Genomic DNA, 25,766 nt, shown 5'->3' with positions numbered 1-25,766 from the left:
GGCTGGTCCCGCGGATGGGCGCCCGGTTCGAGCTTCCAGCTGCCCCCACTAAACTGGACCGGTGACGCAACCATCGACTCCCGCGGGCGCAGTTCCCGGAACCACCCCCCGCCCTGATCTCTGGAAGCCGGTCCTGCTCCGTTCCGCGGTGGCTCTGGTGTTCGGCGCTGTAACAGTTTTCTGGACCTCGCCGTCCGTTGAGGTTATGGGCTGGGCGGGAGGGCTCTACCTCCTGGCCGCCGGCGTCGTGTCCCTCCGGGCCATCCCGGCCGCCGGATTCGCCCGGAACTCGGCTCCCGGCAAGCTGCTGTCCGCAGCAGGGTCGGCGCTGGCCGGCGCCGGTGTGGCGGTGATCCTGCTCCACAGTGACCTGCTGTTTGGCGTCATCGCCGCCTTGGGACTGGGCGTGGCCGGGGTTCTCGAGCTGGCGTGCGGCCTGAAGCATCGGGGGCGTCACGTCCTGGCGCGGGACTGGATCGCATCCGGGGCAATCGGGATTGGGACAGCAGTCCTGCTGCCGTTCTTCATCAACCTTGGTGCCCATGCGCTGCTGGGCGTGGCCGGCGGCGGCGCGATTATTTCAGGTGTGCTGTGGGTGCTTTCCGGCCTGACGCTGCGCCACGATGCCCGCGCCGGTGCCGTCAAGCCGTAAACTAGGAAGAGCGCCCTTCTACTAGCTGTAGAAAATTTGGCGCTACACCGCAATTCGTGAACCAGGCCGGCCGTGTGCCGCCTGCAGGGAGGAACCACCGTGGCTGACCAGCATCCAGGAAAACCGCGCAAGCTGCGGACCTCGGTGAAGGGGCCGCTGATGTTCTCGGCATTCTGGGCCGTCGTCGCCTTCGTTGCCGTGTTGATCTTCGCCTCCGGCGGCAGCGCCCGCGCCCCCCGCTTCGATCTCGCGTTCACCGCGGCCGGCATCGCCTTCATCGTCACCCTGGTGGTGGCTGCCATGTTGTCCATGAGCTACAAGGAAAACGCTGAACACCTCGGCAAGGGATCGGGCGTGAACCTCAGTTCCGCACCCAAGCCCGGCCATGGTTTCGGTACTCCCACCACCCAGGACCCCGCGTCCCCCGAGGGTGACGCGGACGGCACCTCACGGCCCCAGGGGTAGTACCGCTGCGGCGGAACGCCTAACCCGCCGCTGCCTGCCTGGCACGGTAGGCGGCAACGTGCGCCCGGTTGGCGCAGTTTCCGGTATCGCAGTACCGCTTGGAGCGGTTCCGGCTCAAGTCCAGGACGGCAGCATCGCAGTCCTCCGACTCGCACGTCCGCATGCGGTCCATTTCCTTGCTGCGGATCACATCCGCCAGGGCCATGGCAGCCTCGGTGCTCATCCGGTCCGCCAGCGGGGCCTCGGGGGCCGTGGCATGCAGGTGCCAGTCCCAGCCGTCGTGCTTCATCAGCTGCGGAAGGGCGTTGGCGTCACGCAACAGCCGGTTGACGGTGTCCACGGCGGCGTCCTCACCCGCTGTCCACACCCCGGCCAGTAAGCCGCGCAACTGCCGGACGCTCCGCAATTCCGCGGCATCCCGTGTCCTGGCCCCGGAAAAGCCCTCGGCCGCCAGGAAGCTGTCCAGGTCTCCGACCGAGGTCAAGCCTTCCCTGCCGTTCGCGGCCGTATTGATCAGGTTCACCACCGTGCGGAGGGCCACCTCAGTGTCAGGGGCGAAAACCATGTTGACTCCTTACAGTGCCGAAGCGTACTGTCATGACCATTACCCCACTTTACTCCTGACAGGAGGCGACGGTGCCTGCCGCCACGAACCACACACACCCCCAAGGGCCCTTCAGGCGGCCCGGCTTCCTCGCTTCCGGGCTTGGCATCGCCCTCTTTTCCTCCGCTGTCTTCGGCCTGTCCGGGTCCTTTGCCAAAGTGCTCCTTGAGACCGGCTGGTCCCCCGGGGCGGCCGTCACCGCCCGCCTGACGGGCGCCGCGCTGATCCTTGCCCTGCCGGCGGTGGCCGCGCTCAAGGGCCGCTGGCACCAGTTGCGGGACAACTGGCTCACCATCGGGCTGTTCGGGCTGATCGGCGTGGCTGCCTGCCAGCTGTTCTACTTCAACGCCGTGGCCCGGCTGTCCGTCGGGGTCGCGCTGCTGCTCGAGTACCTCGCCCCGGTGATCATCGTCCTGTGGCTCTGGGCCGCAAGCCGGCGGCGCCCGCGCGCACTGACCTCCGGCGGGACGCTGCTCTCCCTGGCCGGGCTGGTCCTGGTCCTTGACCTCACCGGCGCCGTCAAGGTGGACCTGGCTGGGGTCCTGTGGGGCATGGCCGCCGCAGTCTGCCTGGCCATCTACTTCTTCATCACCGCAAAGGAAAACGACACCCTGCCGCCCATCGTCCTGGCCTCGGGCGGACTCCTGGTGGGTGCGGCCGTGATGTGGCTGGCGGGTGCCGCGGGTGTGTTCCCCATGGCATTCAGCACGGCGGATACCCGCCTGGGCCCCTGGACCATGCCATGGTGGGGGCCACTGGCGGGGCTGGTGGTGCTGGCCACCGTCCTGGCCTACACCTCCGGCATCATGGCGGCCAGGGCCTTGGGCTCCAAGGTGGCATCCTTCGTGTCGCTGACCGAGGTTCTGTTCGCCGTCGTCTGGGCGTGGCTGCTGCTGGGGGAGCTCCCGGGCGCCGTCCAGCTGCTGGGCGGCACGTTGATCGTCGGCGGCGTCATCCTGGTGCGGCTCGACGAGCTCCGCGCCCCAGCCGGGGAAGCGCCCCTGGCTCCCGTGCCGGCGTCGCCCCTGAAGCATGCGAACGACGTCGAACCCGTGCCGTAGCCGCTACCGTCCAACGGAACCTTCGCTTTAAAAGAAGAGGCCCGGGCACCTTCCGGTGCCCGGGCCGTTCCGGCGGCACGTCGTGCCGCCCAAGGCATCAGCCGTTCGAGGCCTGGCTCTGCTGCTCAGCGTTGCGCTTGGCCTGGTTGCCGGCGTCCTTCAGGGCCTCGGCAACCTTGGTCAGCATGGTGACGTGCTGCCCATCCCATTCGCCCTTGAACTTGTCCGCGTCCGGGCCCTTCCAGTCGGTCCCGTGCAGAAGCTTGGTAAGTGTGGATTTCTGCGTCTCGATCTCGGACGCCCCTGCCTGAAGCTTGCTGCCGAGCTGGCGAAGCTGCTCAACGTCTGCACCCCAAATAGCCATCAGTTTCTCCTAGTTAGAACGTGGATCCGAACCTGGTCGGCATCCCCAGCGGCCCCCCGGCTCATCCGGAAGATCCATTGCCTAAAACCTACCCCGGCCCGTAAAACGGTGTCGATGGGCAGCTCTGCCCATGCAGGCCTCCCCATGCCCCCGTGGTTGGACCATGAAAAAAAGGGGTCGATCCCAAGCGTTCGAAGAGCCTAGCATGGCGGTATGTGCCGGAATATTCGAACCCTTCACAACTTTGAACCGCATGCCACATCGGAGGAAGTCCATGCTGCCGCGTTGCAGTATGTCCGCAAAATCAGTGGCAGCACCAAACCGTCCAAGGTCAATGAGGAAGCCTTTGACGATGCGGTGCACGAGATTGCGCACATTACGCAGCACCTGCTCGATGCTTTGGTGACGCAGGCGCCGCCCAAGGACCGTGAGGCCGAAGCGGCCAAGGCCAGGGCGCGCGCGTCAGTGCGGTACGGGACCGCCTGAGCTCAAGGCCGCGGTGTGCCGAAGCTGCGCAACCGCAGCGAGTTGGCAACCACCAGGACCGAGCTGGCAGCCATTGCGGCCCCGGCAATCATCGGGTTGAGCAGGCCAAGTGCGGCCACCGGGATGCCCACCGCGTTGTAGAAGAATGCCCAGAACAGGTTGGTCTTGATGGTGGCCAGGGTCTTCCGGGACAGCTCGATGGCCTGCGCCACCTGGGCCAGGTCGCTGCCCATGACGGTCAGGTCTGCGGCTTCGATGGCGACATCGGTTCCGGACCCCATGGCAATCCCCAGATCCGCCTGGGCCAGGGCTGCGGCATCATTCACGCCGTCGCCGGCCATGGCCACCGTGGCACCCCCGGCCTGGAGTTTGCGCACCGCTTCGACCTTCCCTTCGGGCAGGACGCCGGCGTGGACATCGTCCGCGGCGATGCCGACGGCGGCAGCCACCCGTGCGGCGACGGCGGCGTTGTCCCCGGTCAGCAGGATGGGCCGCAGGCCCAGCGCCTTCAACCGGGCGACGGCGGCCGCGGAACCTTCCTTGACGGTGTCCCGCAGGCTGATGATTCCGGCCGGCGTGCCGCCCACCGCGACGCAGATGGCCGTGGCCCCGCTGTCCTCGGCGGCGGCCAGTTGGGCCCGGTGGGTGGCGTCCAGGAGGACGCCGTTCTGCGCCAGCCAGCCGCTGCGCCCCGCCAACACAAATCTGCCCTGCACGGTTCCGGACACCCCGCCGCCCGGGGCGGAACTGAACCCTTGCACGGGCGGCAGTCCGCCGTCGTCGTCCGTTGTGCCCGCAGGATCTGGGGCGGAAGCCGCAGCCGCCGCAATGGCGCGGGCCACCGGATGCTCGGAAGCGGCCTCGACGGCGCCGGCCAGCCGCAGGAGTTCGTACTGGTTGAAGCCGGGAAAGGCCAGCACGGCGTCCACGGACAAGGCGCCGGTGGTGACGGTTCCGGTCTTGTCCAGCAGGATGGTGTCCACGGTGCGCGTATCCTCCAGGACCTGCGGGCCCTTGATCAGCAGGCCCAGCTGCGCTCCGCGGCCGCTGCCCGTCAGCAGGCCGACCGGTGTGGCCAGGCCCAGGGCGCACGGGCAGGCAATCACCAGCACGGCGACGGCGGCGGTGAACGCCTGCCGAAGGTGGCCGCCGTCCGTGTCCGGACCGGCGAGCAGGAGCCACAACACGAACGTGAGGACGGCAATGGCCAGGACCACCGGAACGAAGACGGCACTGATGCGGTCCGCGAGGCGCGCGATCGGTGCCTTGCCGGTCTGGGCCTGGGATACCAGCCGCGCCATCTGGGCGAGGGTGGTCTGGGACCCCACCCGGGTAGCCCGGACCAGCAGGCGTCCCGAAGTGTTGATGGTGGCGCCGGTAACGCGGCTGGCCGGGGCTACCTCCACGGGGACGGACTCACCGGTGACCAGCGAGGTGTCCACGGCGGAGTCGCCGTCGATCACCACGCCGTCGGTGGCGATCTTCTCGCCCGGGCGGACCACCATGACGTCGCCCACCTGCAGTTGGTCCGCGGGGATCTGCTGTTCGCGTCCGCCGCGCAGGACCGTGGCGTCCTTGGCGCCCAGGTTCAGCAGGGCCTGGAGCGCGTCGCCGGCCTTGTGCTTGGCGTTGGCCTCAAGGTAGCGGCCAAGGAGCAGGAACGTGGTGACTACGGAAGCGACCTCGAAGTACAAGCCGCCGGACATGCCCTCCATGCCCGGGTGCTCCGTCATGCCGGGCTCGGCCAGCAGCTGCCAGGCCGAGAAAAGGTAGGCGGCGGCTACGCCGAGCGACACCAGGGTGTCCATGGTGGAGGCCAGGTGCCTGGCGTTGACTGCGGCCGCCCGGTGGAACGGCCACGCCGCCCAGGTGACCACGGGAAGCGACAGCACGGCCGCTGCCCAGCCCCAGTTGGGGAACTGGAACGCGGGAACCATGCTCACCAGGAAGACCGGCACGGTCAGGACGGCGGCGAGGAGGAGGCGTGGGCGAAGCTGGGCGGCTGCGTGCTCGACGTCGGTTTCCGCCGTGCGCGGCACGCGGACGCTCGCCGTGTACCCGGCGGCGTTGACCGTGTCCACCAGTTGCTCGTCGGTGATGCCGTCCGGGGCCGTGACATAGGCCTGCTCCAAAGGGAGGTTGACCGTGGCTGCCACGCCGTCGAGTTTTCCGAGTTTTTTCTCCACCCGGTTGACGCAGGAGGCGCAGGTCATCCCCTGGATATCCAGTTCCACCACGCGGGTGCCCGGCGGGTGCAGCAGTTCTTGGTGGCTCATGTCCGCTTTCCGGTCCGGGAGGGTTTTCAGGCCTCGTTGGCGACCATCAGGTAGCCGGCCTCAGCCACGGCCTCCCCGAGGTCCTGGGGCGAGAGGTCGCCGCTGGATGTGATGATCACGGTGGAGATGCCGCCGGCGTTGAGGTCCACCTTCACGGCTTCGACGCCGTCCAGCGCTTCGATTTCTTCGCTGACGGCGGATACGCAGTGTCCGCAGGTCATGCCCGAGACACTGATGGTGGTGGTGGCGGGGGAGGGGGTGCTCATGGCGTGCTCCTTCTTTCTGGCCGGCGGTGGCCGGCGTGGGGTTCTGTGGTCAGCGAAGCAGCCGGCCGATGGCGTCGGCGGCTTCCTTCACCTTGGCATCGATCGCCTCGGCGCGCGCGGCGGGGTCCGGTTCGGAGGCTGCGCCCACGACGCAGTGGCCGATGTGTTCCTCGACCAGGCCCAGGCTGACGGCGTGCAGGGCCTTGGTGACGGCGGAAACCTGGGTGAGGATGTCGATGCAGTACTTGTCTTCATCCACCATGCGGGCGATGCCCCGGACCTGGCCTTCGATGCGCTTCAGGCGCCGAAGATAGGCGTCCTTGTTCCCCGTGTACCCGTGCTGGGGTGTGGCATCGCCGGCCTGGTCCACCGCCACGGCTGCTTCTTCGGAAGGGTTCATATCCCTAAGCTATACCCCATGGGGGTATCACGCAAGTACCCCATGGGGGTATCAGATGTCGGCGGGATTCCTGCTGGCCGGCTACGAAAAGGGCACAAAAAAGCTCCGGAGTGCGTTATTGGGGGATACGCACTCCGGAGCAGCATTTGGGCAGTTTTCCCGTTTCCACTTCCGTGGAACCGGCCTGCTTCAACCAGCTTACTGGCTGGTAGGGCACCGCGCCAGCCGCGCGAATAACTACTTTCGCTTTACTTTAAGCGGTCGCCGTCCGGCCCAATTGCCCCTGCAATCCGCGGGTCACGGAGCGTCCTCATGGGCGGGCATCCGGTAGGGGACCACCAGGACCGGGCGGCTCTGGTGATGGCTGAGCCACCTGCCCGCCGTGCCGCTGAGGGCTTCCGAAAGGCGGTGCGAGAAGCCGCGTTCGGAGGTTCCCACGATAATCATCGGGGCGTCCAGTTCGGCGGCGAGCTGCCCCAGGGCGCGTGCCGGATCCCCGGCGAGCGTGCGGAGCGACCACTCCGGCGGCCCGCCGCCGGACGCTGCCTTGTCCACGGCAGCCTGGACCTGGGCCTTTAACTCCGTCGCAAGGCTCCGGATGTCGCTGTCATCATCCGGGTGCAGGGAAAGGCGGTGAGCGGAACGGGCAGGGTCCCACTCGACGAGGTAGCTGGCCTCATCCACGTAGGCGCACACCAGGGGTGCGGCCAGCCGGACGGCAAGGTTGGCAGCGGTCTGGAGGACCTCGGGGTGTTGGTTGGGCGTAACCCCCACCAGCAGCGGCGCACCGTTAGCGTATTCCCACGTCATGCTGCCATTGTCCGCCCACGGGGTGCGGCGTCAACAGGTACCTTCGGCCTGTCGCGCGGTGTGCTTCCGCTCCCCTGGTGCCGGTTCGGGAGGCTAAGCCGCTGCCGGGTACGCCGTGACCACAACATTCTTGCCCCACGGATCCTCGGTGAAGCAGCTGATCAGGACCAGCCGGTTGGGCACCATGTCCCAGACCGGGCTGTCCTTCAAGGTGGATTTCACGTAGGTGGTGACGCTGTCCACCTTGTAGGTGATGGTTCCGGCGGCGGTTTCCACCTCAATGCGGTCGCCCACGGCCGCCGCCGAACTGAGGTGGTTGAAAGGGGCGTCCGCGCCCTCCCAACTGTGGCCGATCACGTAGGTGGTGTTGCCGGAGCCCTTGCCCGGGATACCGAACGGCGTCAGCCAGTAGCCGTCCTTGGTGGCCGGGGGCTCGATGGTCCGGCTGGATTGGGCGGCGCCATCGAGGTCCAGGGGATGGATGGCCACATCGAAGTCAGCGGAGGGGTAGCGGATGTGGACGGGTTGCGCTGCGGCCGGAAGCTGGGGTCCGGCCGGGACTGCGGCCGGGGTTGCCTGGACGGGGGCGGGCGTGGCACCCGCCGTGCCTGTTACCGCGATCGGAACGTCGGCACTGCCGGACGCCACCGCGCCTGGAGTCAGGGGGGTTGAGACCGTGGCGTTCGCCTGGGATGGCACATGTCCCTGCTGGAACAGCGGACTGCCAAAGGTAATCGAGAGGAAGGCCACCACGCCGCAGGAGAGGATGGCCAGGTCGCCCCGGTTCAAGCGCCGCCACGGCCGCCGCTTGCGGGCAGCGTGCCGGCTCCGTTCCTGTGGCATGGCAATCCTCCTGCCGTTGGGTCGGTGTTGGAAGGAAGGCGTCCCGCCGGGCACTGGCAGGACGCCTTCCTTGTCACGGGGCCACCGGAAGCGGCCTGTACCGGCTAGCCGGCGGTGTTCACGGAGCGGGACCGGCGGCGGACTGCCACCGCGGCTCCAGCGGCCGCCAGTGCTCCCACGCCGGCAAGCCATGCCGGGCCGCCGTCCCTGGCGTCAACCGCTGTCTGGGCGTTGAAGCCCTCATTGGTTCCCACACTGACGGGGGCCGCCACCGGAGCTGCCTGGGCTGCAGCCTGCGGGGCCGCAGCAACCTGCTGGGCCGGAGCGGGCTGGGCCGGAGCGGGCCGGGCGGGCGCGGCCGCGGCGACGACGGGGGGCGTCACGACGGGCGGGGTCACCACGGGCTGGTCGACGACGACGGGCGGCGTCACGACGGGCGGGGTCACCACGGGCTGGTCGACGACGACGGGCGGCGTCACGACAGGTGGGGTCACCACGGGCGGATCGACGACGACGGGCGGGGTGACCACCGGTGGGGTCACCACCGGGGGAACGACGACGGGCGGGGTCACCACGGGGGGATCGACGACGACGGGCGGATCGATGACCTCACCCGGGGGCAGCGGCGCGCAATTGGCGACGTAGAGGATCTTTCCTGCGTTGGTCCAGTTCTTTCCCTGTGGAAGTTTGGGCGTCGGCGGGATGATGTCTTGTGCATGCTGGGCGTGTCCGCCAATCCCGTTGACGTTGAACGACAACGGCGACAGGCCGCTGCCGTCCCAGTGGCAGACCACCACCTGGTCGGAGGCCGCCATGGCAGGCGCTGTGAGGCTGAGCAGGCCCAGCCCCATCACCCCCAGTGTGGCTAAGGTGCGTTTCATGTTTTCTCCCCATATATATGTGTGAAACGGACCATGGTGAGGAAAGGCAGCGGTGGCGCCATCGGCCCCAGCAGCACGGTCAGCTTGCGTGAGTTTTCAGGCTAGGGGCGCCCCCGGAGGCAGTCGCGAGTAGCGGCTACTCGTCTTTTCCACTGACCGGGCAGCCAGGTTACTTGCGGGTACCCTAAAGGCGGCACGGCCCACCTGCTTCCGCTGCGAAGCCTTGTCCGCCACCTGCGCCGCGCCTAACGTTTTAAGTGACGCAGGGGAGGTGAACATGGAAATCTTCATGTGGTGGCTGGATCTGGACCTTGCCAGCAAGGAGTGGCTCCGGGAAAACCTCTACGCGGCGGAGCTGCCGCTGCCGGTGCTCCAAGGCATTGCCGAGGCCGGCGGACCCCACCCCGGCAATCCCGCGGCCGTCCTTGACACCGCCGACTGGGACTTCATCCAGACCCAATCCGAGTTCGTGGACTGAGGGCGCTGCCTGGTCCGGGAACCGTTGCGCCCTGATCCATCGGATGGTTGCATGGTGCGCATGGCAACGGCGCAAACATACCTCCTGGCGATCGGCACTAAAAAGGGACTGTGGCTGGCAACAAGCCAGGACCGGCAGGAGTGGTCCCTTGCCGGCCCCCACTTCCTGATGGCAGAAATCCCCAGCATCGGGATCGACACCAGGGAGGGCCGCACCAGGATCATGGTGGGAGTCAGCAGCCCGCACTGGGGTCCCACTGTGGCGCACACCGACGACCTTGGCGCCACTTGGACCGAGCCGGAGCACGGAGCCATCAGGTTTCCGGCGGACACCGGCGCAGCCCTGGAACGCGTCTGGCAGATCTACCCGGACGCGGAGTCACGCCCGGGCGTGGTGTGGGCAGGAGCAGAACCCATCTCGGTCTGGAAGTCCACGGACGGCGGCGAGCACTTCGAACTGAACCGCGGCTTGTGGGACCACCCCCACCGCAGCGAATGGGGAGCAGGCTACGGCGGGGCGGCGGCGCACTCGATCGTGGTCCACCCCGGAGGGGACACAGTCCACGTGGCCATGAGCACCGGCGGCGTCTACCGCTCGCTCGACGGCGGCACGTCCTGGGAAGCGCGCAACAAGGGCATCTCCGCATACTTCATGCCGGACCCAAACCCGGAGTTTGGCCAGTGCGTGCACAAGATCGCGGCGGACGCAGTGGTGGACGGGCGCCTTTACGCCCAGAACCATCACGGGGTCTACCGGACGGACAACAATGCCGAGAGCTGGGACTCCATCGCCGAGGGCCTGCCGGCCGATTTCGGCTTCGTCATGCTGGCCCACCCGCACAGGGCGGGGACAGCATGGGTGGTTCCGCTGAAGGCCGACGGCGAACGCATCCCGCCCGGGGGCAAGCTCGCCGTGCACCGTACGGACGACGCCGGGAACACGTGGACGAGGCTGGATGCCGGGCTGCCGGACAAGGAATACAACAGCGTGCTCCGGGACGCGGCGTCGGTGGACACCGCCGAGCCGGCAGGGGTGTACTTCGGCACCAGGGGAGGGACCGTTTACGCGAGTGCGGATGAGGGTGGAACGTTCACGGAAGTGGCCACCCATCTGCCGGACGTCCTGTGCGTGCGGGCGGCAGTGGTGGCCGGTGCCTGACATTTCGTTGGTGCTGCCCAGCGTCCTGCAGCCCCTGGCCGGCGGGCAGTCCGTCCTGACTGCACCCGCCGACGGGCCGGTGACGGTGGGAAAGCTCCTTGATGCGGTGGCTGCCGACTACGCCATCCTGGGCCGGCGGCTCCGCGACGAAACCGGCGCGCTGCGGCGGTTCGTCAACATCTACGTGGGTGGCGACGAGGTGCGGCGGCAGCAGGGCCTGGACACAGAAGTCGCGCCGGGCCAGGAGGTCCTGGTGATCCAGTCGGTGGCCGGCGGCTGAACGGCAGTGCCCGGGCAGCCTGGCGGCGGGCAGTCCTGACTGACTTCGCCCGCCGCCAAACGTCCGGTGCCTAGGCCACGCGCCACACGCTGCATTCGTCCGTATTAATGGCTTTCCGGACCCCCGTGATCCGGTCCAGGATCCACACCACGCCGATCCCGGGGGCGGTTTCCTGGACGCTGCCGCGGCGGATCACCACGTCGTCGTAGGAGGGCCCCACCGAGAGGCGGGCTTCGATTTCGTCACCGCGGTGGAGCTGGTCCAGTGCGCGGACTCTGGTTACATGCGTGGTCGCCTTCTTCAACATCGCGGGGCCTCCTGGCTGGAGCTGGTGCCGGCTCTTGCCTGCGTTAACCAGTGTGGGCGCGGATTGTTGCGTACCGGTTTCCTCGCGGTTAGGGCGCGGTTAGTTCTTCGCGCCGCGGCGGTTTCATGTCGTCGTTCCGCCCCGGTAGGCGGCCAGGAAGGTGGAAATCCTCCGGACGGCTTCCTCGATGTCCAGCACCGAGGGGAGGATCACGAAGCGGAAGTGGTCCGGTGCGGGCCAGTTGAAGGCCGAGCCGTGGGAGACCAGGATCTTTTGGTCCCGGAGCAGGTCCAGGACGAACTGTTCGTCGCTCCTGATGGGGTAGAGCTCCGGATCCAGGCGGGGAAAGAGGTACATGGCGCCGGACGCCGGCACGCAGGTGACGCCGGGGATGGCCGTGAGCAGCTTGTGGGCGAGGTCGCGCTGTTCCCGCAGCCGGCCGCCCGGTTGCACCAGGGCTTCGATGCTCTGGTAGCCGCCCAGGCAGGTCTGGATGGCGTGCTGGGCGGGAACGTTGGCGCACAGGCGCAGCGACGCGAGCAGTTCGAGGGCTTCGCGGTAACCGGCAGTGGCGGCCAGCGGCCCCGTGACGGCCACCCAGCCGGCACGGTAGCCAGGCATCCGGTAGGCCTTGGACAGCCCGCTGAACGTCAGGCAGCAGATGTCCTCGGCCACTGCCGCGGTATGGATGTGCCGGGCGTCCGCGTACAGCACTTTCTCGTAGATCTCGTCAGAGAACAGGACCAGGTTGTGCTTCCGGGCCAACGCCGCGAACTGTTCGAGGATGTGGCGCGGGTAGACAGCGCCGGTGGGGTTGTTCGGGTTGATGATCACGATGCCCTTGGTGCGGCGGGTGATCTTCGCTTCCACATCGGCCAGGTCCGGCCACCAGTTCTCCGCTTCGTCGCAGAGGTAGTGCACGGGTTTGCCGCCTGTCAGGGTCACGGCCGCCGTCCACAGGGGATAGTCCGGTGCCGGGACCAGGATTTCGTCGCCGTTCTCCAGGAACGCCTGCAGGCACATGTTGATCAGTTCGCTGACGCCGTTGCCGATCACGATGTCCTCGACGCCAATATTCATCAGGCCCCGGGTCTGGTAGTACTGCGAGATGGCGGTCCGCGCCGTGAAGATGCCCTTGGAATCGCTGTAGCCCTGGGCGCCGCGGAGGTGGTGGATCATGTCCACCACCACGGACTCCGGCGCTTCCAGCCCGAAAGGCGCCGTGTCCCCCAGGTTCATCTTGAGGATCCGGTGGCCCTCGGCTTCCATGTTCTTGGCCGCCTGCAGGATCGGTCCCCGGAGTTCGTACCGGACGTTCTGGAGTTTGCTGGAATGTTGCATGGCGCGCATGGTTGATTTTTTCACACACGCCGGTCCGCGGCGTGCGGCAGCCCACGTGGTGGACGCCTGCCGACCGCAGGCCACTTGTTCGATAAGTTGGGTACTTGTAGTCCCGCTGGTCCCGCACCGGGCCGCAGGCGCGGGACCGGAAGGAAGTACCTCCTATGGGCGGAGTGCTCGTTGGCCTCGCCGTGATCGGCGTCGTCATCGCCGTGGGTTACCTCGCTGCACGCTGCGGCCTGGGCGACGAACCCACCATCATGGCACTGACCCGTACCGCCTTCTTCATCACCAACCCGGTGCTGCTCTTCACGGTGGTGCTGAAATCGGACCTGTCAGTGGTCTTCTCCGCCTACGTGCCGCTGGCCGTGATCACGGCCGCCGCCACCGCGTTGCTGTACGTGGCAGCCAGCCGGATCTGGTTTCCGCGGCCGCTCGCCGAGACAGCCGTCGGCGCGATGGCAGGGTCCTATGTCAACGCCAACAACATTGGCATCCCCATAACGCTCTATGCGCTGGGGGACGCCACCCCCGTGGCCCCCGTGCTCCTGGTCCAGCTGCTCCTGTTCGCCCCCCTGGTCCTTACCCTGCTGGACCTGTCCGCCGCGGGACGGATCTCTCCCCGGCTGATGCTCACCCAGCCCTTCCGGAACCCCATGATCATCGCCTCGCTCCTGGGTGTGGTCCTGGCCGCGCTGCACCTGGAGCTCGCTGCCCCGGTGATGGCCCCGCTGACGCTCCTGGGCGGCGCGGCCGTCCCGGTGGTGCTGTTGGCGTTCGGGATGTCGCTGCGCGGAACCACCATGCTTCGAAGTGCCGGCCACACCCCCGAAATCCTCACTGCCACGGCATTGAAGTCCGCGGTGATGCCCATGGTGGCCTTCGTCGTCGGACGCTTCCTGTTCAACCTTGACCATCACATGCTCCTGGGCGTGGTGCTCATGGCGGCGCTTCCTTCCGCGCAGAACGTGTTCCTGTTCGCCAGCAAGTACGGCCGCGGCGTTGCCGTGGCACGGGAAACCATCCTGCTCTCCACCGCCGCCGCGGCACCGGTGCTGGTGCTGATCGTCTGGCTTTTGGCCGCCTGAAATCGTGCCGCCCTACCGGCCGGAGGCCCGGCCGGGCAAGAATGGGCGCTATGGAACTTCCCGTGATGCCGCCCGTCCCGCCCATGCTCGCCAAGGCCGTCAGCGGCATCGACGGGATTCCAGGAGGCGGGGACCTCAGCTACGAGCCCAAATGGGACGGCTTCCGGTCCATCATCTTCAGGGATGGGGACGACCTGGAGATCGGCAGCCGCAACGAGAAACCCATGACCCGCTATTTCCCGGAGCTGGTGGCCGCCCTGAAGGAGAACCTGCCGCCCCGCTGCGTGGTGGACGGCGAGATCATCCTGGTGGGCGCTTCCGGAGACCGGCTCGATTTCGATACCCTGCAGCAGCGCATCCACCCCGCCGCCAGCCGGGTGAAGCTGCTGGCCCAGCAGACGCCCGCCTCCTTCGTGGCGTTCGACCTCCTGGCCCTTGGCGATGACGACTACACCGGCAGGCCGTTCTCGGAGCGGCGGGCAGCCCTGGAGAAGGCGCTCGCGGGGAGCAGCGCGCCCGTCCACCTGACGGCAGCCACCACGGACAAGGACACCGCCGCGCAGTGGTTTGAGCAGTTCGAGGGGGCGGGGCTGGACGGCATCGTGGCCAAGCGCCTGGAGGGCCGGTACGAACCTGACAAGCGGGTGATGTTCAAGGTCAAGCACGAAAGGACCGCTGACTGCGTGGTGGCCGGCTACCGGCTCCATAAGAGCGGGCCCGACGCTATCGGTTCCCTGTTGCTGGGCCTGTACAAGGACGACGGCGGCCTGGCCAGCGTGGGCGTGATCGGCGCCTTCCCGATGAAACGGCGCAAGGAATTGTTCGACGAGCTCCAGCCGCTGGTGACAGACTTCGACCACCACCCATGGGCCTGGGCCAAGCAGGAAGAGGGCGAGCGGACGCCGCGGAACGCCGAGGGCAGCCGCTGGAGCGCCGGCAAGGACCTGTCCTTCATCCCGCTGCGGCCCGAGCTCGTGGTGGAAGTCCGCTACGACCACATGGAGGGCGAGAGGTTCCGGCATACCGCGCAGTTCAACCGCTGGCGGCCGGACCGCGACCCGGAATCCTGCACCTACGCCCAGCTCGAGGAGCCGGTGAACTTCGACCTCGCCTCGGTCCTGGAGACCGGCCGCCCGTAGCAGAGTGCTGCCGAAGCAGCCCATCTTTCACACAGGAAAGCCCGCCATTTGGGGGAATGGCGGGCTTTCCGGCTCTAAAACCGGGCCGGTTTGACGCTTTCGGCGCCTACTTCACGCCCAGCAGCCTGGTGGGGGTCCGGAAGGACTCCTTGGCGGTCATGGCGGAGACGGCGGCAACGGCGCAGATGATGCCGGTGAAGATGGAGATCTGTACCCAGCCGCCGGGCTGGATGCCGCCCATGGCCGCGACGATGGCCGGGGCGAAGCCTGCCATCAGGAAGCCGAGCTGCGTGCCGATGGCCAGGCCGGAGAAGCGGACCTTGGTGCTGAACATCTCGGCGTAGAAGGAGGGCCAGACGGCGTTGGCTGCCGCGTAGCCACCGGAGAAGTAGCCGATGGCGGCCAGGAACATCAGGGGGATGCTGCCGGACTCCAGGCTCAGCAGGAACACCGGGGTGAGGATTGCGCTGGCCACGGCACCGTAGATGAAGACGGGCTTGCGGCCGATCTTGTCAGCCAGCATCCCGAAGAGCGGCTGGGTGCCCAGGGCCACCAGGTTTGCGCCCACCACGAGCCATAGGGTGGTGGTGCCGTCGACGCCGGCCACGGTCTTGGCGTAGCTGATGGCCAGGGTGCCGAACACGGTGGACACGGCGGCGATGAACGCGCAGCAGATGACGCGGAGGACGTCGCGCCAGTGGCCCTTGAGCAGGTCGGCGACGGGCAGCTTGGCGATCTGGGCGGTCTTGCGGGCTTCCTCGAAGGCGGGCGGCTCGTGCAGGGTGCGCCGGATCAGGAACGCCACGACCACCACGACGGCGCTGAGCCAGAACGGGATGCGCCAGCCGATGCCGAACTTGATCTCGTCCGGCAGGGCCAGGACGGGTATGAAGACGAGCGCGGCGAGGATCTGGCCGCCCTGCGTGCCGGTGAGGGTCCATGAGGTGAAGAAGGAGCGGCGGTTGTCCGGGGCGTGCTCGAGTGTCATGGAGGAGGCGCCGGCTTGCTCGCCTGCGGCCGAGAGGCCCTGGCAGAGGCGGGCCAGCACCAGCAGGACCGGAGCCCACCAGCCGACGGTCCTAAAGTCCGGCAGGCAGCCGATCACGAACGTGGAGGCGCCCATCAGCAAGAGCGTAAACATCAGGACCTTGCGGCGGCCCACCCGGTCGCCGAAGTGGCCCAGGATGATGGCGCCCACCGGCCGGGCCACATAGGCGAAGCCGAACGTCGCAAAGGACATGATCGCCGCGTTGGTGTCGGCGTCGGGGAAGAAGACCTTGGGGAAGATCAGTGCGGCTGCGGAGCCGAAGATGAAGAAGTCGTAATACTCGACGGCGCTGCCGAGGAAGCTGGCAAGGGCTGCCTTCTTGGGCGTCCCGCCGGAGGTGAGGGCACCCGCCCCGGCGGACGGAAGTGTCTGGCTCATGGTGTTCCTTTGGTGTGACGACATTGTCGCGGATGGATCTGGTGGTCGCAGCCGCCGCTGCCTGGGTGCGGGCGGCGCGATGCGGCTGGAGTCCGGAAAGACCCGGCAATTTGTAGCCACATGGTGAGAGCTACTTTTGCGATACAGAAACTATGACTGTGAGGGCAGTCACTTGTCAAGAAAATACTCACGATCTAGAAATAGCTCTCACATTGTGGCAACATCGAGGCATGAGTGTGAACCAAACCACAGTGGCCGACGACGAACCCACTGTGCCTGGCCGGGCTGTAGCCGACCAGGTGCCCGTCAATGCCCTGCCGCCCGAACCCAAGGCCGCCACCAAGGCGGCGGAGCGCCCGGACATGGTGGGCAAGGCCCTTAGCCTGCTGGTCCTCCTGGGGGATGAACCCCGCGGGGCCAGCGCGGCCGAAATCTCGCGGCGTGCGGAGCTGCCGTTCAGTACCACGTACAGGTTGCTGGGATCGTTGGCGCGCGACGGCTTCGTTGATTATGAGCCGGAGGGCCGCCGCTACCACCTGGGCTTGCGGATCTTCCAGCTCGGCCAGCGGGTCTCCAACCATCACGGCTTCGCCGGCACCTCCCTGCCCATCCTGCGGCGGGTGACCGAGCGGACGGGTGAGGCCACCATCCTCAGTGTCCGCGACGGCCTCCACCACCTCACGGTCAGCAAGGTGGACGGTCCGCAGATCTTCCGCGTCACCAGCGACCCTGGCCACTTGGGCTCCCTCTCCACGACTGCCGTGGGGAAGGCCTTGGTGGCCTTCGCCGACGACGCGGAACGGGAGCGGCTGCTCTCGGAGCTTCCGCTGGAGGCCCTTACCGAACGTTCCATCACGGACCGCGACGCCTTCCGCAGGGAAGTCGATGAGGTGCGCCGCCGTGGCTACGCAGTCATGGATGAGGAGAATGAGGCCGGCATGCGCGCCGTGGCCGTCCCGGTGCTCAACAGCCAGGGGCACGCCTTCGCCTCGGTGGCCACGGCGGTCCCCGTTTTCCGCCTCAGCCTTGAAGAGCTGGAGGCGCACGTTCCGGTCCTGCAGGAGGCGGCCGCGGAGCTCGCCGACCGCCTTCCACAGCGCGGCTGACCGCCCCAACCGCGCCAATGACCCCCGGCGATCCATCAATATTGTTCGTATCTCGAACCGGAGTGCGCAAAGTGAACAAGTGCTGTACTGTAATCCCTATCACCGGACAAGCCGCTCCCCGCGTGGACGCAGCCCTTCGGTGCCGTTACCAAAGGAGCTGCACGGATGAGTAATCGAACTGAGTCCTACCTCGTGGGACTGGTCGGAGACGGCGTCATGCCTTCACTCACCCCGCCCATGCATGAACGCGAAGGGGACGTGCAGGGCCTGCGCTACCTTTACCGGCCCATTGACCTCCTCGAACTGGGCCTGTCCGGGGAATCCGTCGGCACCATCCTGCAGAGTGCACGCACCCTGGGCTTCAATGGCCTGAACATCACCCACCCCTGCAAGCAGCTCGTCCTGGAACACCTGGACGAGATCTCCCCGGACGCCCGCCGCCTGGGCGCCGTCAACACGGTGGTCATCCGGGACGGCCGCTTCATCGGGCATAACACCGATTTCTCCGGCTTCGCCGCCGCCCTGGCATCCGGACTCCCTGGAGCCCGCCTGGACCGCGTGGTGCAGCTGGGCGCCGGCGGCGCCGGATCCGCCGTCGCCTATGCCCTGCTCACGGCTGGCGTGCGGACTCTTGACCTGGTGGACATGGACCCCGCCCGCGCCGCAGCCCGGGCCGCCGAGCTGCAGGGTTTCTTCCCGGACAGCGCCATCATGGCAGGTACGCCGGCGGACCTGCCGCGGCTGATGCCGCTGGCCGACGGGCTGGTGCACTGCACCCCCGTGGGGATGGCCGCCCACCCCGGCCTGCCGCTGGACCTGGACCTGCTGGAGCAACGCCACTGGGTGGCGGACATCGTCTACCGCCCCATTGAGACCGAACTGGTCCGCGGGGCCCGCGCCAAGGGCTGCGAGGTCCTGGACGGCGGGCGGATGGCCGTGGGCCAGGCAGCGGACGCCTTCCGGATCTTCACCGGCCAGGACGCGGACCCGGACCGGATGCGGGCACACTTCCTGGAGCTTGTGGCCGCCGAGGAGGTGGCAGCCTGATGCGTACGGGAATTGCCACCGTCTGCCTGTCCGGCACGCTGAAGGAAAAGATGCAGGCCTGCGCCGTCGCGGGGTTCGACGGCATCGAGATTTTCGAGCAGGACCTGGTCACGTCGCCCCTCAGCCCCGAGGACGTGCGGAAAATGGCAGCGGACCTTGGCCTCGGCCTGGACCTCTACCAACCGTTCCGGGATTTCGACGGCGTCACCCCGGACCTGCTCAAGGCCAACCTCCGGCGCGCCGAAGCGAAGTTCAAGCTCATGTCCCGCCTGGGCATGGACACCATCCTCGTGTGCTCCAACGTTGCCACGGCCACCATCGACGACGACGGCCTGCGCGCCGAACAGCTCGCCGAGCTGGCGCAGCTGGCCGGGGACCACGGCGTCAAGGTGGCGTACGAGGCACTCGCCTGGGGCAAGTACGTCAACGACTACGAGCACGCCTACCGGCTGGTGGAGACCGTGGACCACCCCAACCTGGGGACCTGCCTGGACTCCTTCCACATCCTCTCCCGGGACTGGGACACGGCGCCGATCGAAAGCGTCAACCCGGAGAAAATCTTCTTTGTCCAGGTGGCCGACGCCCCCAAACTCTCCATGGACGTGCTGTCCTGGAGCCGCCACTACCGGGTTTTCCCGGGCGAGGGCCAGTTCGAGCTGGCAAAGTTCATGGGCCACGTGGTCCGTGCCGGGTACACCGGCCCGGTGTCCCTGGAGGTCTTCAACGACGTCTTCCGGCAGTCCGACGTGGACCGCACGGCCGTCGACGCCATGCGGTCGCTGATCTGGCTGGAGGAACAGAGCGCCAACTGGCTCGCCGACACCCCCGCAGCCGGCACCGCTCCCGGCGGTGGCGCGCCCCGCCGTCGTTATCCCATGGAACTGGCCACCCTGCCCAAGGTCAACGAACCGGCCGCCTTCAACTTCGCCGAGGTCAAAGCGGACAATACCGCGCAACTGGAGCGGCTCCTGGGCCAGCTCGGTTTCGCGTTCGAGGGGCGGCACCGCACCAAGGACGTCCAGCTCTGGACCATGGGCCATGCCCGCGTGATCATCAACGAACAGGCGGCCTCGCACGCCGAGCCCGCCATTGCCGCGCTGGGGTTCGACGTCGATTCACCCGTGATTGCCTCGGCCCGCGCCCAGCAGCTCAAGGCCCCCGTGGTGGCCCGCAAGGTGCAGGCCGACGAGGAAGTCTTCCAAGGCATCGCGGCCCCGGACTCCACCGAAATCTTCCTCTGCCAGGGCAGCCCGGACGGCACCGCCGCCTGGACCCGCGAGTTCGGCGAAGGCCTCGAACACCCGTCCGCGGGAGCCCGGGCCGTCATTGACCACGTGAACCTTGCCCAGCCGTGGCAGCACTTCGACGAAGCCGTCCTCTTCTACACCAGCGCCCTGGCCCTGGAGCCCCAGCCGTTCGCCGAGGTCCCCAGCCCCAGCGGCCTGGTGCGCTCCCAGGTCATGCAGACCTCCAACGGCGCGGTGCGCCTGGTGCTCAACCTCGCCCCGGTGCAGCAGGCGCACGGCCAGAAAACGTACCAGGAACACATCGCCTTCGCCGTGGACGACCTCGTGGCCACGGCCCGCGCCGCCCGCGACAAGGGCCTAGAGTTCCTGCAGATCCCCGCCAACTACTACGAGGACCTGGACGCCCGGTTCGACCTTGAACCCGGGTTCCTGGCCACGCTGCAGGAACTCAACCTGCTCTTCGACCGGGACGCGGACGGGGAATTCCTGCATTTCTACACCGCCACCGTGGGCAGCGTGTTCTTCGAAATGGTGGAACGCCGCGGCAGCTACGACGGGTACGGCGCCCCCAACGCCCCGGTACGCCACGCCGTGCAGTACGACTCACTGCACCGCACCTGAGCCAACCCAGACCACAGACACCACAAACCCAACAGATGAGAAAGGAGCCAGCCGTGCCGGAAGACATCACCGCAGAGCTGGAGTCGGAGGAACTCGTGCCCCCGGCCGAACCGAAGGCTGCCCACCAGCCACTGGACAAGGCCATCGAATCGCAGGCGGACCTCAGTGCAGAGATCAACGCCATCGGCGAGGCATACCAGCGGGCCCTCAAAGACGGCGGCCTGCCGGAGACCCAGCCGCGGCTGGACTACCCGCCGTACCGCAGCAGCATCCTGCGCCACCCCACCAAGAGCCTTCAGCACGCTGACCCCGAAACCATCGAGCTGTACTCGCCGGCGTTCGGGCACCAGGATGTGCACGCGCTGGAATCGGACCTGACCATCCAGCACAACGGCGAACCGCTGGGTGAGCGGATCATCGTTTCCGGCAAGGTCCTGGACGGCGACGGCCGTCCGGTGGCGGGACAGCTGGTGGAGATCTGGCAGGCCAACTCCTCCGGCCGCTACATCCACAAGCGTGACCAGCACCCGGCCCCGATCGACCCCAACTTCACGGGCATCGGCCGCTGCATCACCGGCCCGGACGGCTCGTACCGGTTCGTCACCATCAAGCCCGGCGCCTACCCCTGGAAGAACCACCTGAACGCGTGGCGCCCGGCGCACATCCACTTCTCGCTGTTCGGCACCGAGTTCACCCAGCGCATCATCACCCAGATGTACTTCCCCGGCGACCAGCTCTTCCCGCTGGACCCGATCTACCAGACCATCGTGGACCAGGACGCCCGCGACCGGCTGGTGGCCACCTATGACCACAGCCTCACCGAGCCCGAATGGGCGCTGGGGTACAACTGGGACATCGTCCTGACCGGGCCCAAGCGGACCTGGACCGAAAACGAGGCGCTCGGCGCAGAAGGTGACGAGGAGTAGGAAAATGGGCACCAAACTTGTTCCCACCCCGGGCCAGACCGTCGGGCCGTTCTACGGCTACGCGCTCCCGTTCGAAAAAGACAACGAGCTCCTGGCACCCGGCTCGCCCGGCTCCATCCGCCTCCAGGGCACCGTCTACGACGGCGCCGGCCACACCATCCCGGACGCCATCCTGGAAATCTGGCAGCCGGACGCCGGCGGCAACGTCGTCCAGCGCACCGGCTCCCTGGTCCGCGACGGCTACACCTTCACCGGCTGGGGCCGCGGCGCCGTCGGCAACTCCGGCGTCTTCACGTTCACCACGGTCAACCCCGGCCCCACCAAGCCGGGCGCGGCCCCGTTCATCTCCGTGGCGCTCTTCGCCCGCGGCCTGACCAACCGCCTGTTCACCCGCCTCTACCTGCCGGAGGACACCGAGGCCCTGGCCAACGACCCCCTGCTCAGCTCGCTGGATCCCGAACGCCGCAAGACGCTGATTGCCCGCCGCGACGCAGACGGCGGCCTCACCTGGGACATCCGCCTCCAGGGCGAGGGCGAGACGGTCTTCCTGGACTTCCAGTGACCAACGCCGCCCTGGGAGACATGCGCGGCTTCGCGGAAGAGGCCGACGCCGGGCTGCTCAGTCCCGTGTCAGCGTCACCACTGGTGGCAGCGCTGACAGGGGACCGGGCAGTGCTGGCAGCCATCCTTGCCGTCGAATCCGGCTGGGCCGCCGTGCTGGAAACGGCCGGCCTGGCGCCTGCCGGTTCCGCCGCCGTCGTCGCTTCCGCCGCTGAGGCGGGCCGTTACGACCTCGCCGATATCGCGCTGCGCGCCCAGGGCGGCGGCAACCCGGTGATCCCGCTGCTGGCCGACCTCCGGAAGCAGGCGGCGGTACTCGACACCGCCGGGGTTGGGGCCGGAAAGGCCGTCCATACCTCCCTGACCAGCCAGGACGTGCTGGACACCGCCCTCATGCTGCTGGCGCGGAACACCGTGCAGGCCGTACTGGCAGACCTGCATGGCACGGCGGCGGCGCTCGCGCACCTGGCGGAGCAGCATGCCGGGACGCTGTGTGTGGGCAGGAGCCTGACCCAGCACTCGCTCCCGTTCACCTTCGGGCTCCGGGCTGCGCAGTGGTTCCACGGCGTGGCGGCGGCCGGCCGGCAGCTGGCGGCCCTGGAGTTCCCCGTGCAGTTCGGCGGCGCGGCAGGAACGCTGGCCGCCGGAACCGTGCTGACTGACGGCACCCACGCCACACCGTTCAGTCTGGTCGACGCCTTGGCAGCACAGCTGGGCCTGGCCCCGGCGCCGGCTCCCTGGCACACCAACCGGCTGGCCATCACCTCGCTGGGCAACGCCTTGGCCGCGGTGTTGGACGCCTGCGGCAAAATCGCCGCCGACGTGCTGTTCCTCAGCCGCCCCGAAGTCGGGGAAGTCGCCGAACCGCGTGCGGCCGGCCGCGGCGTGTCCTCCGCCATGCCGCAAAAGCAGAACCCCGTGCTGTCCGTCCTGGTTCGCAGCGCCGCACTGCAGGCCCCCGGCCTGGCAGCCCAGCTGCACCTGGCCGCCGCCACCTTCAACGACGAACGCCCGGATGGGGCCTGGCACACCGAGTGGCCGGCACTCCGCCAGCTCCTGTCCCTCACCCTCGGCGCCGCCGGCCACCTCCGCGAACTGGCGGAAGGACTGCAGGTCTTCCCGGATGCCATGGGCCGCAACCTGGACCTCGCCGGCCCGCTGCTGTTGGCGGAGGGCATCAATGCCGCAATTGCCCCGCTGCTGGCGGAGAACGCCGGCCGCAGCGGCAAGCAACAGCTGCAGGACGTCGTGGACCGGACCCTGCGGGCACCGGCAGGGGAGCAGGCGGCAACCTACCGGAAACTGCTCCGTGAGGCCGTCCCCCCTGACGCCGTCCCGGACGCCCGGCTGGCGGAACTCCTGGACCCCGCCGGCTACCTGGGCCAATCGGCGGAGATTTCCCGCCGCATCCTGGCCGCCTTCCCTGAATTTGTTACCCGCACCCCCAACGCGAACGGAGCGTCCCGTGGCTAAACCGGCTGTCAAAGCAGCGCTGCTCTCACCCCAGCGGCCCCTGGGCGACCACCCCCTGCTGGTGGTGGGTCCGTCCCTGGGCACATCGTCCATCCTGTGGAACCGGGCGGCGTCCCTGCTCGGCAACGACTACGACGTAGTGGCCTGGGACCTGCCCGGGCACGGCGTCTCACCCGCGGCCACGGAGCCCTTCGACGTCGCGGCGTTGGCTGACGCCGTCGTGGATCTCGTGGATTCCATCGCCCCGGACCAAGCCTTCCACTACGCCGGTGTCTCGCTGGGCGGCGCGGTGGGCCTGCAGCTCGGGATCACGCACGGTGAACGGCTCAGGAGCCTCTCCGTGCAGAACAGCGGCGCGAAGATCGGCACCCCCGAGGCCTGGCTGGAGCGCGCCGAAACGGTCCGCACCCAGGGCACGCCCGTGATGATCCAGGGCTCCGCGCAGCGGTGGTTCGCCCCGGGCTTCATGGACCGCGAACCGGAGTTCAGCAGCCGGCTCCTGCATTCGCTGCGCGATGCCGACCGCTTCAGCTACGCCTTTTGCTGCGAAGCCCTGGCGGCCTTCGACGTGCGCGGTGAACTCGGCGGCATTACAGTCCCCACCCAGGTCATTGCGGGCTCGCTGGACGCCGTGGCCACGCCGGACATGGCGGACGAAGTGGCCACCGGCATCAGTGCCGGGGGCGGCACTGCCACCGCCGTGACGGTGGAGGGCATCTCGCACCTCGCTCCCGCGGAAGCACCCGCCCACGTCGCCGACCTGATGCGCAGCCTGATCAGCTGGGCCGAATCAAGGGAGGCCGCCAAGTGAGCGCCGGGCAGGCCGGCCCGGAGCGCCACGGCGTGGTCCAGCCCGGCGCCACCAGCCAGGAAATTTACGACGGCGGCATGGTGGTCCGGCGGGAAGTGCTCGGAGACGCGCACGTGGACCGGGCCAACGCCAACAAGGACGAATTCACTGAGGACTTCCAGGACATGATCACCCGCATTGCGTGGGGTGGCATCTGGACCCGGCCCGGGCTCCCGCGCCGGATGCGCTCCGCGGTGACCATCACCGCCATGGTGGCCCACGGCCACTGGGAGGAGCTGGCCATGCACATCCGTGCGGCCATCACCAACGGCCTCAGCAGGGACGAGATCAAGGAGATCCTGCTGCAGACCGCCATCTACTGCGGCGTTCCCTCCGCCAACACCGCCTTCAAAACTGCCCAGCAGGTCTTCAAAGAAATGGATGCCCCTTCATGAACCAGGCTTTTGTGTACGACGCTGTGCGCACCCCGTTTGGCAAGTTCGGTTCCGGTCTTGCGGGGGTGCGTCCGGATGATTTGGCGGCGCATGTGATCAGGGAGTCGGTGCAGCGTGCGCCGGGTCTTGATGTTGAGCGGATTGATGAGGTGGTGTTCGGGAACGCGAACGGTGCGGGTGAGGAGAACCGGAACATCGCCCGGATGGGCACGCTGCTGGCTGGTCTTCCGGTCTCGATCCCGGGGACTACGGTGAACCGGCTTTGTGGTTCGTCGTTGGACGCGGCGATCATCGCGTCGCGGCAGGTCAACGCCGGCGACGCCGACCTCATGCTCGTGGGCGGGGCGGAGTCGATGTCCCGTGCCCCGTGGGTGCTGCCGAAGACGGAGAAGCCGTACCCGGCGGGGGATATGACGCTGGCGTCCACGACGTTGGGGTGGCGGCTGGTAAACAAGGCGATGCCGAAGGAGTGGACCATCTCACTGGGTGAGGCGACCGAGCGGCTGCGGGAAAAGTACGGGGTGACCCGCGAGGCGCAGGACGAGTTTGCCGCCGCCTCGCACAATCTGTCCGCCGCGGCCTGGGATGAGGGGTTTTATGACAACCTGGTCGCCCCGGTCCCAGGGACTGATCTGGTGCGGGATGAGGGCATCCGTGCGGGTTCGTCGGCGGAGAAGCTGGCCGGGTTGAAGACGGTGTTCCGGACGGAGGACGGGACGGTCACGGCGGGGAACGCGTCGCCGTTGTCCGACGGCGCGTCCGCGGCCTGGATTGGCAGTGAGGCTGCCGCCGGGCTGCTGGGGCTGGATCCGCTGGCCCGGATCGCGGGCCGCGGGGCGCACGGGAATGATCCGCAGTATTTCGGCTACGCCCCGGTGGAGGCGGCGAACAAGGCCCTCGCGAAGGCGGGCATCGGCTGGGACCAGGTGGGCGCCGTCGAACTTAACGAAGCGTTCGCCGCGCAGTCCCTGGCCTGCATCAACGCCTGGGGGATTGACCCCGGAATCGTGAACGCCCATGGCGGGGCGATTGCGATGGGCCACCCGCTGGGCGCGTCCGGGACCCGGATCCTGGGCACCCTGGCCCGGTCCCTGCAGGCCTCCGGGCAGCGCTGGGGTGTCGCCGCGATCTGTATCGGCGTGGGCCAGGGCCTGGCCGTCGTCCTCGAAAACGTCACCGCCGCCCCGCCGGCAAAACCAGTGAAGGGCTAGGAAA

The 25,766-nt window shown here is 68.0% G+C and carries 29 protein-coding genes; 18 read left to right on the top strand and 11 right to left on the bottom strand.

The window, feature by feature from the left end; all coding sequences use genetic code 11:
- The first annotated feature begins 61 nt into the window (after positions 1–61).
- Positions 62–652 (top strand): hypothetical protein, encoded by a 591-nt coding sequence (locus ACFVVC_RS11635; protein ID WP_387452992.1) that lies wholly within the window; start codon positions 62–64, stop codon positions 650–652.
- Positions 653–751: 99 nt separating this feature from the next.
- On the top strand, positions 752–1,117 hold the full coding sequence (locus tag ACFVVC_RS11630) for a hypothetical protein (protein WP_387452990.1): 366 nt from the start codon (positions 752–754) through the stop codon (positions 1,115–1,117).
- 19 nt (positions 1,118–1,136) lie between these two features.
- On the opposite strand, the gene ACFVVC_RS11625 is transcribed toward ACFVVC_RS11630, so the two are convergent.
- A complete protein-coding gene (locus ACFVVC_RS11625) occupies positions 1,137–1,682 on the bottom strand; it encodes a CGNR zinc finger domain-containing protein (protein ID WP_387452987.1) in 546 nt (181 codons plus the stop codon).
- A gap of 71 nt (positions 1,683–1,753) precedes the next feature.
- Here ACFVVC_RS11625 and ACFVVC_RS11620 point away from each other — a divergent pair, with 71 nt between their 5' ends.
- Entirely contained in the window at positions 1,754–2,782 is a 1,029-nt protein-coding gene (locus tag ACFVVC_RS11620; protein WP_387452984.1) for a DMT family transporter, read from the top strand.
- A gap of 97 nt (positions 2,783–2,879) precedes the next feature.
- Here ACFVVC_RS11620 and ACFVVC_RS11615 read toward each other — a convergent pair whose 3' ends face one another.
- Positions 2,880–3,146 carry a WXG100 family type VII secretion target gene (locus ACFVVC_RS11615; protein WP_387452981.1) on the bottom strand — a complete coding sequence of 89 codons (267 nt, stop codon included), beginning with the start codon at positions 3,144–3,146 and terminating at the stop codon, positions 2,880–2,882.
- A 213-nt stretch (positions 3,147–3,359) separates the two neighbouring features.
- On the opposite strand from ACFVVC_RS11615, the gene ACFVVC_RS11610 reads away from it, so the two are divergent.
- Positions 3,360–3,632: a DUF2277 domain-containing protein gene (locus ACFVVC_RS11610; protein ID WP_387452978.1), complete on the top strand. Its 273-nt coding sequence runs from the start codon at positions 3,360–3,362 to the stop codon at positions 3,630–3,632.
- A gap of 2 nt (positions 3,633–3,634) precedes the next feature.
- Here ACFVVC_RS11610 and ACFVVC_RS11605 read toward each other — a convergent pair whose 3' ends face one another.
- The 6 genes from ACFVVC_RS11605 to ACFVVC_RS11580 form a co-directional block, all read right to left on the bottom strand.
- Positions 3,635–5,908, bottom strand: coding sequence for a heavy metal translocating P-type ATPase (locus tag ACFVVC_RS11605; RefSeq protein ID WP_387452975.1), 2,274 nt, complete (start codon positions 5,906–5,908; stop codon positions 3,635–3,637).
- Positions 5,909–5,934: 26 nt separating this feature from the next.
- A complete protein-coding gene (locus ACFVVC_RS11600; RefSeq protein ID WP_387452972.1) occupies positions 5,935–6,174 on the bottom strand; it encodes a heavy-metal-associated domain-containing protein in 240 nt (79 codons plus the stop codon).
- A 49-nt stretch (positions 6,175–6,223) separates the two neighbouring features.
- A complete protein-coding gene (locus ACFVVC_RS11595; protein WP_387452970.1) occupies positions 6,224–6,574 on the bottom strand; it encodes a metal-sensitive transcriptional regulator in 351 nt (116 codons plus the stop codon).
- 297 nt (positions 6,575–6,871) lie between these two features.
- Entirely contained in the window at positions 6,872–7,384 is a 513-nt protein-coding gene (locus ACFVVC_RS11590; protein WP_387452967.1) for a universal stress protein, read from the bottom strand.
- Positions 7,385–7,477: 93 nt separating this feature from the next.
- On the bottom strand, positions 7,478–8,227 hold the full coding sequence (locus ACFVVC_RS11585; protein WP_387452964.1) for a class F sortase: 750 nt from the start codon (positions 8,225–8,227) through the stop codon (positions 7,478–7,480).
- Positions 8,228–8,331: 104 nt separating this feature from the next.
- A complete protein-coding gene (locus tag ACFVVC_RS11580; RefSeq protein WP_387452962.1) occupies positions 8,332–9,108 on the bottom strand; it encodes a hypothetical protein in 777 nt (258 codons plus the stop codon).
- A gap of 277 nt (positions 9,109–9,385) precedes the next feature.
- Between ACFVVC_RS11580 and ACFVVC_RS11575 the strand changes: the two genes are divergently transcribed.
- The 3 genes from ACFVVC_RS11575 to ACFVVC_RS11565 are packed head-to-tail and all read left to right on the top strand — an operon-like array spanning position 9,386 to position 11,024.
- Positions 9,386–9,586, top strand: coding sequence for a hypothetical protein (locus ACFVVC_RS11575; RefSeq protein WP_387452959.1), 201 nt, complete (start codon positions 9,386–9,388; stop codon positions 9,584–9,586).
- Between the two features lie 51 nt (positions 9,587–9,637).
- Entirely contained in the window at positions 9,638–10,744 is a 1,107-nt protein-coding gene (locus tag ACFVVC_RS11570; RefSeq protein WP_387452955.1) for a WD40/YVTN/BNR-like repeat-containing protein, read from the top strand.
- A complete protein-coding gene (locus ACFVVC_RS11565; RefSeq protein WP_285246456.1) occupies positions 10,737–11,024 on the top strand; it encodes a MoaD/ThiS family protein in 288 nt (95 codons plus the stop codon). Before ACFVVC_RS11570 ends, ACFVVC_RS11565 begins: the two co-directional genes overlap by 8 nt.
- Before the next feature lie 70 nt (positions 11,025–11,094).
- On the opposite strand, the gene ACFVVC_RS11560 is transcribed toward ACFVVC_RS11565, so the two are convergent.
- Both ACFVVC_RS11560 and ACFVVC_RS11555 read right to left on the bottom strand, forming a co-directional pair.
- Complete coding sequence (locus ACFVVC_RS11560; RefSeq protein ID WP_018762891.1) at positions 11,095–11,331, bottom strand: hypothetical protein; 237 nt, start codon at positions 11,329–11,331, stop codon at positions 11,095–11,097.
- A 123-nt stretch (positions 11,332–11,454) separates the two neighbouring features.
- Entirely contained in the window at positions 11,455–12,681 is a 1,227-nt protein-coding gene (locus ACFVVC_RS11555; protein WP_387452951.1) for a pyridoxal phosphate-dependent aminotransferase, read from the bottom strand.
- 155 nt (positions 12,682–12,836) lie between these two features.
- Between ACFVVC_RS11555 and ACFVVC_RS11550 the strand changes: the two genes are divergently transcribed.
- Together ACFVVC_RS11550 and ACFVVC_RS11545 are read left to right on the top strand one after the other, a co-directional pair.
- Positions 12,837–13,760 carry an AEC family transporter gene (locus ACFVVC_RS11550; protein WP_387452948.1) on the top strand — a complete coding sequence of 308 codons (924 nt, stop codon included), beginning with the start codon at positions 12,837–12,839 and terminating at the stop codon, positions 13,758–13,760.
- 50 nt (positions 13,761–13,810) lie between these two features.
- The gene (locus ACFVVC_RS11545) at positions 13,811–14,899 is read left to right on the top strand and encodes an ATP-dependent DNA ligase (protein ID WP_387452945.1); all 1,089 of its coding nucleotides are present in this window, start codon (positions 13,811–13,813) and stop codon (positions 14,897–14,899) included.
- Positions 14,900–15,005: 106 nt separating this feature from the next.
- Here ACFVVC_RS11545 and ACFVVC_RS11540 read toward each other — a convergent pair whose 3' ends face one another.
- The gene (locus ACFVVC_RS11540) at positions 15,006–16,325 is read right to left on the bottom strand and encodes an MFS transporter (RefSeq protein ID WP_387452942.1); all 1,320 of its coding nucleotides are present in this window, start codon (positions 16,323–16,325) and stop codon (positions 15,006–15,008) included.
- Between the two features lie 230 nt (positions 16,326–16,555).
- On the opposite strand from ACFVVC_RS11540, the gene ACFVVC_RS11535 reads away from it, so the two are divergent.
- The 9 genes from ACFVVC_RS11535 to ACFVVC_RS11495 all read left to right on the top strand — a co-directional run bounded on the left by ACFVVC_RS11535 (position 16,556) and on the right by ACFVVC_RS11495 (position 25,762).
- Positions 16,556–17,431 (top strand): IclR family transcriptional regulator, encoded by an 876-nt coding sequence (locus ACFVVC_RS11535; protein WP_387452939.1) that lies wholly within the window; start codon positions 16,556–16,558, stop codon positions 17,429–17,431.
- A 165-nt stretch (positions 17,432–17,596) separates the two neighbouring features.
- Positions 17,597–18,478, top strand: coding sequence for a shikimate dehydrogenase (locus tag ACFVVC_RS11530; protein WP_387452936.1), 882 nt, complete (start codon positions 17,597–17,599; stop codon positions 18,476–18,478).
- Positions 18,478–20,346: a bifunctional sugar phosphate isomerase/epimerase/4-hydroxyphenylpyruvate dioxygenase family protein gene (locus ACFVVC_RS11525; protein WP_387452933.1), complete on the top strand. Its 1,869-nt coding sequence runs from the start codon at positions 18,478–18,480 to the stop codon at positions 20,344–20,346. The genes ACFVVC_RS11530 and ACFVVC_RS11525 overlap by 1 nt, the downstream gene beginning before the upstream one ends.
- A gap of 53 nt (positions 20,347–20,399) precedes the next feature.
- On the top strand, positions 20,400–21,272 hold the full coding sequence (pcaH, locus tag ACFVVC_RS11520) for a protocatechuate 3,4-dioxygenase subunit beta (protein ID WP_387452930.1): 873 nt from the start codon (positions 20,400–20,402) through the stop codon (positions 21,270–21,272).
- Positions 21,273–21,276: 4 nt separating this feature from the next.
- Positions 21,277–21,834 (top strand): protocatechuate 3,4-dioxygenase subunit alpha, encoded by a 558-nt coding sequence (pcaG, locus tag ACFVVC_RS11515; RefSeq protein ID WP_387452927.1) that lies wholly within the window; start codon positions 21,277–21,279, stop codon positions 21,832–21,834.
- Positions 21,835–21,854: 20 nt separating this feature from the next.
- Positions 21,855–23,306 (top strand): lyase family protein, encoded by a 1,452-nt coding sequence (locus ACFVVC_RS11510; RefSeq protein ID WP_387453453.1) that lies wholly within the window; start codon positions 21,855–21,857, stop codon positions 23,304–23,306.
- Positions 23,299–24,117 (top strand): alpha/beta fold hydrolase, encoded by an 819-nt coding sequence (locus ACFVVC_RS11505; RefSeq protein ID WP_387452924.1) that lies wholly within the window; start codon positions 23,299–23,301, stop codon positions 24,115–24,117. The genes ACFVVC_RS11510 and ACFVVC_RS11505 overlap by 8 nt, the downstream gene beginning before the upstream one ends.
- A complete protein-coding gene (gene pcaC, locus ACFVVC_RS11500; RefSeq protein WP_387452922.1) occupies positions 24,114–24,551 on the top strand; it encodes a 4-carboxymuconolactone decarboxylase in 438 nt (145 codons plus the stop codon). Before ACFVVC_RS11505 ends, pcaC begins: the two co-directional genes overlap by 4 nt.
- Complete coding sequence (locus ACFVVC_RS11495; RefSeq protein WP_387452919.1) at positions 24,548–25,762, top strand: thiolase family protein; 1,215 nt, start codon at positions 24,548–24,550, stop codon at positions 25,760–25,762. Before pcaC ends, ACFVVC_RS11495 begins: the two co-directional genes overlap by 4 nt.
- The last annotated feature ends 4 nt before the right edge of the window (positions 25,763–25,766 follow it).

The organism is Pseudarthrobacter sp. NPDC058196, from assembly GCF_042882685.1.
Taxonomy (GTDB): domain Bacteria; phylum Actinomycetota; class Actinomycetes; order Actinomycetales; family Micrococcaceae; genus Arthrobacter.
The sequence above is the reverse complement of the archived record's forward strand: the minus strand, read 5'-3'. Positions and strand labels throughout refer to the sequence as shown.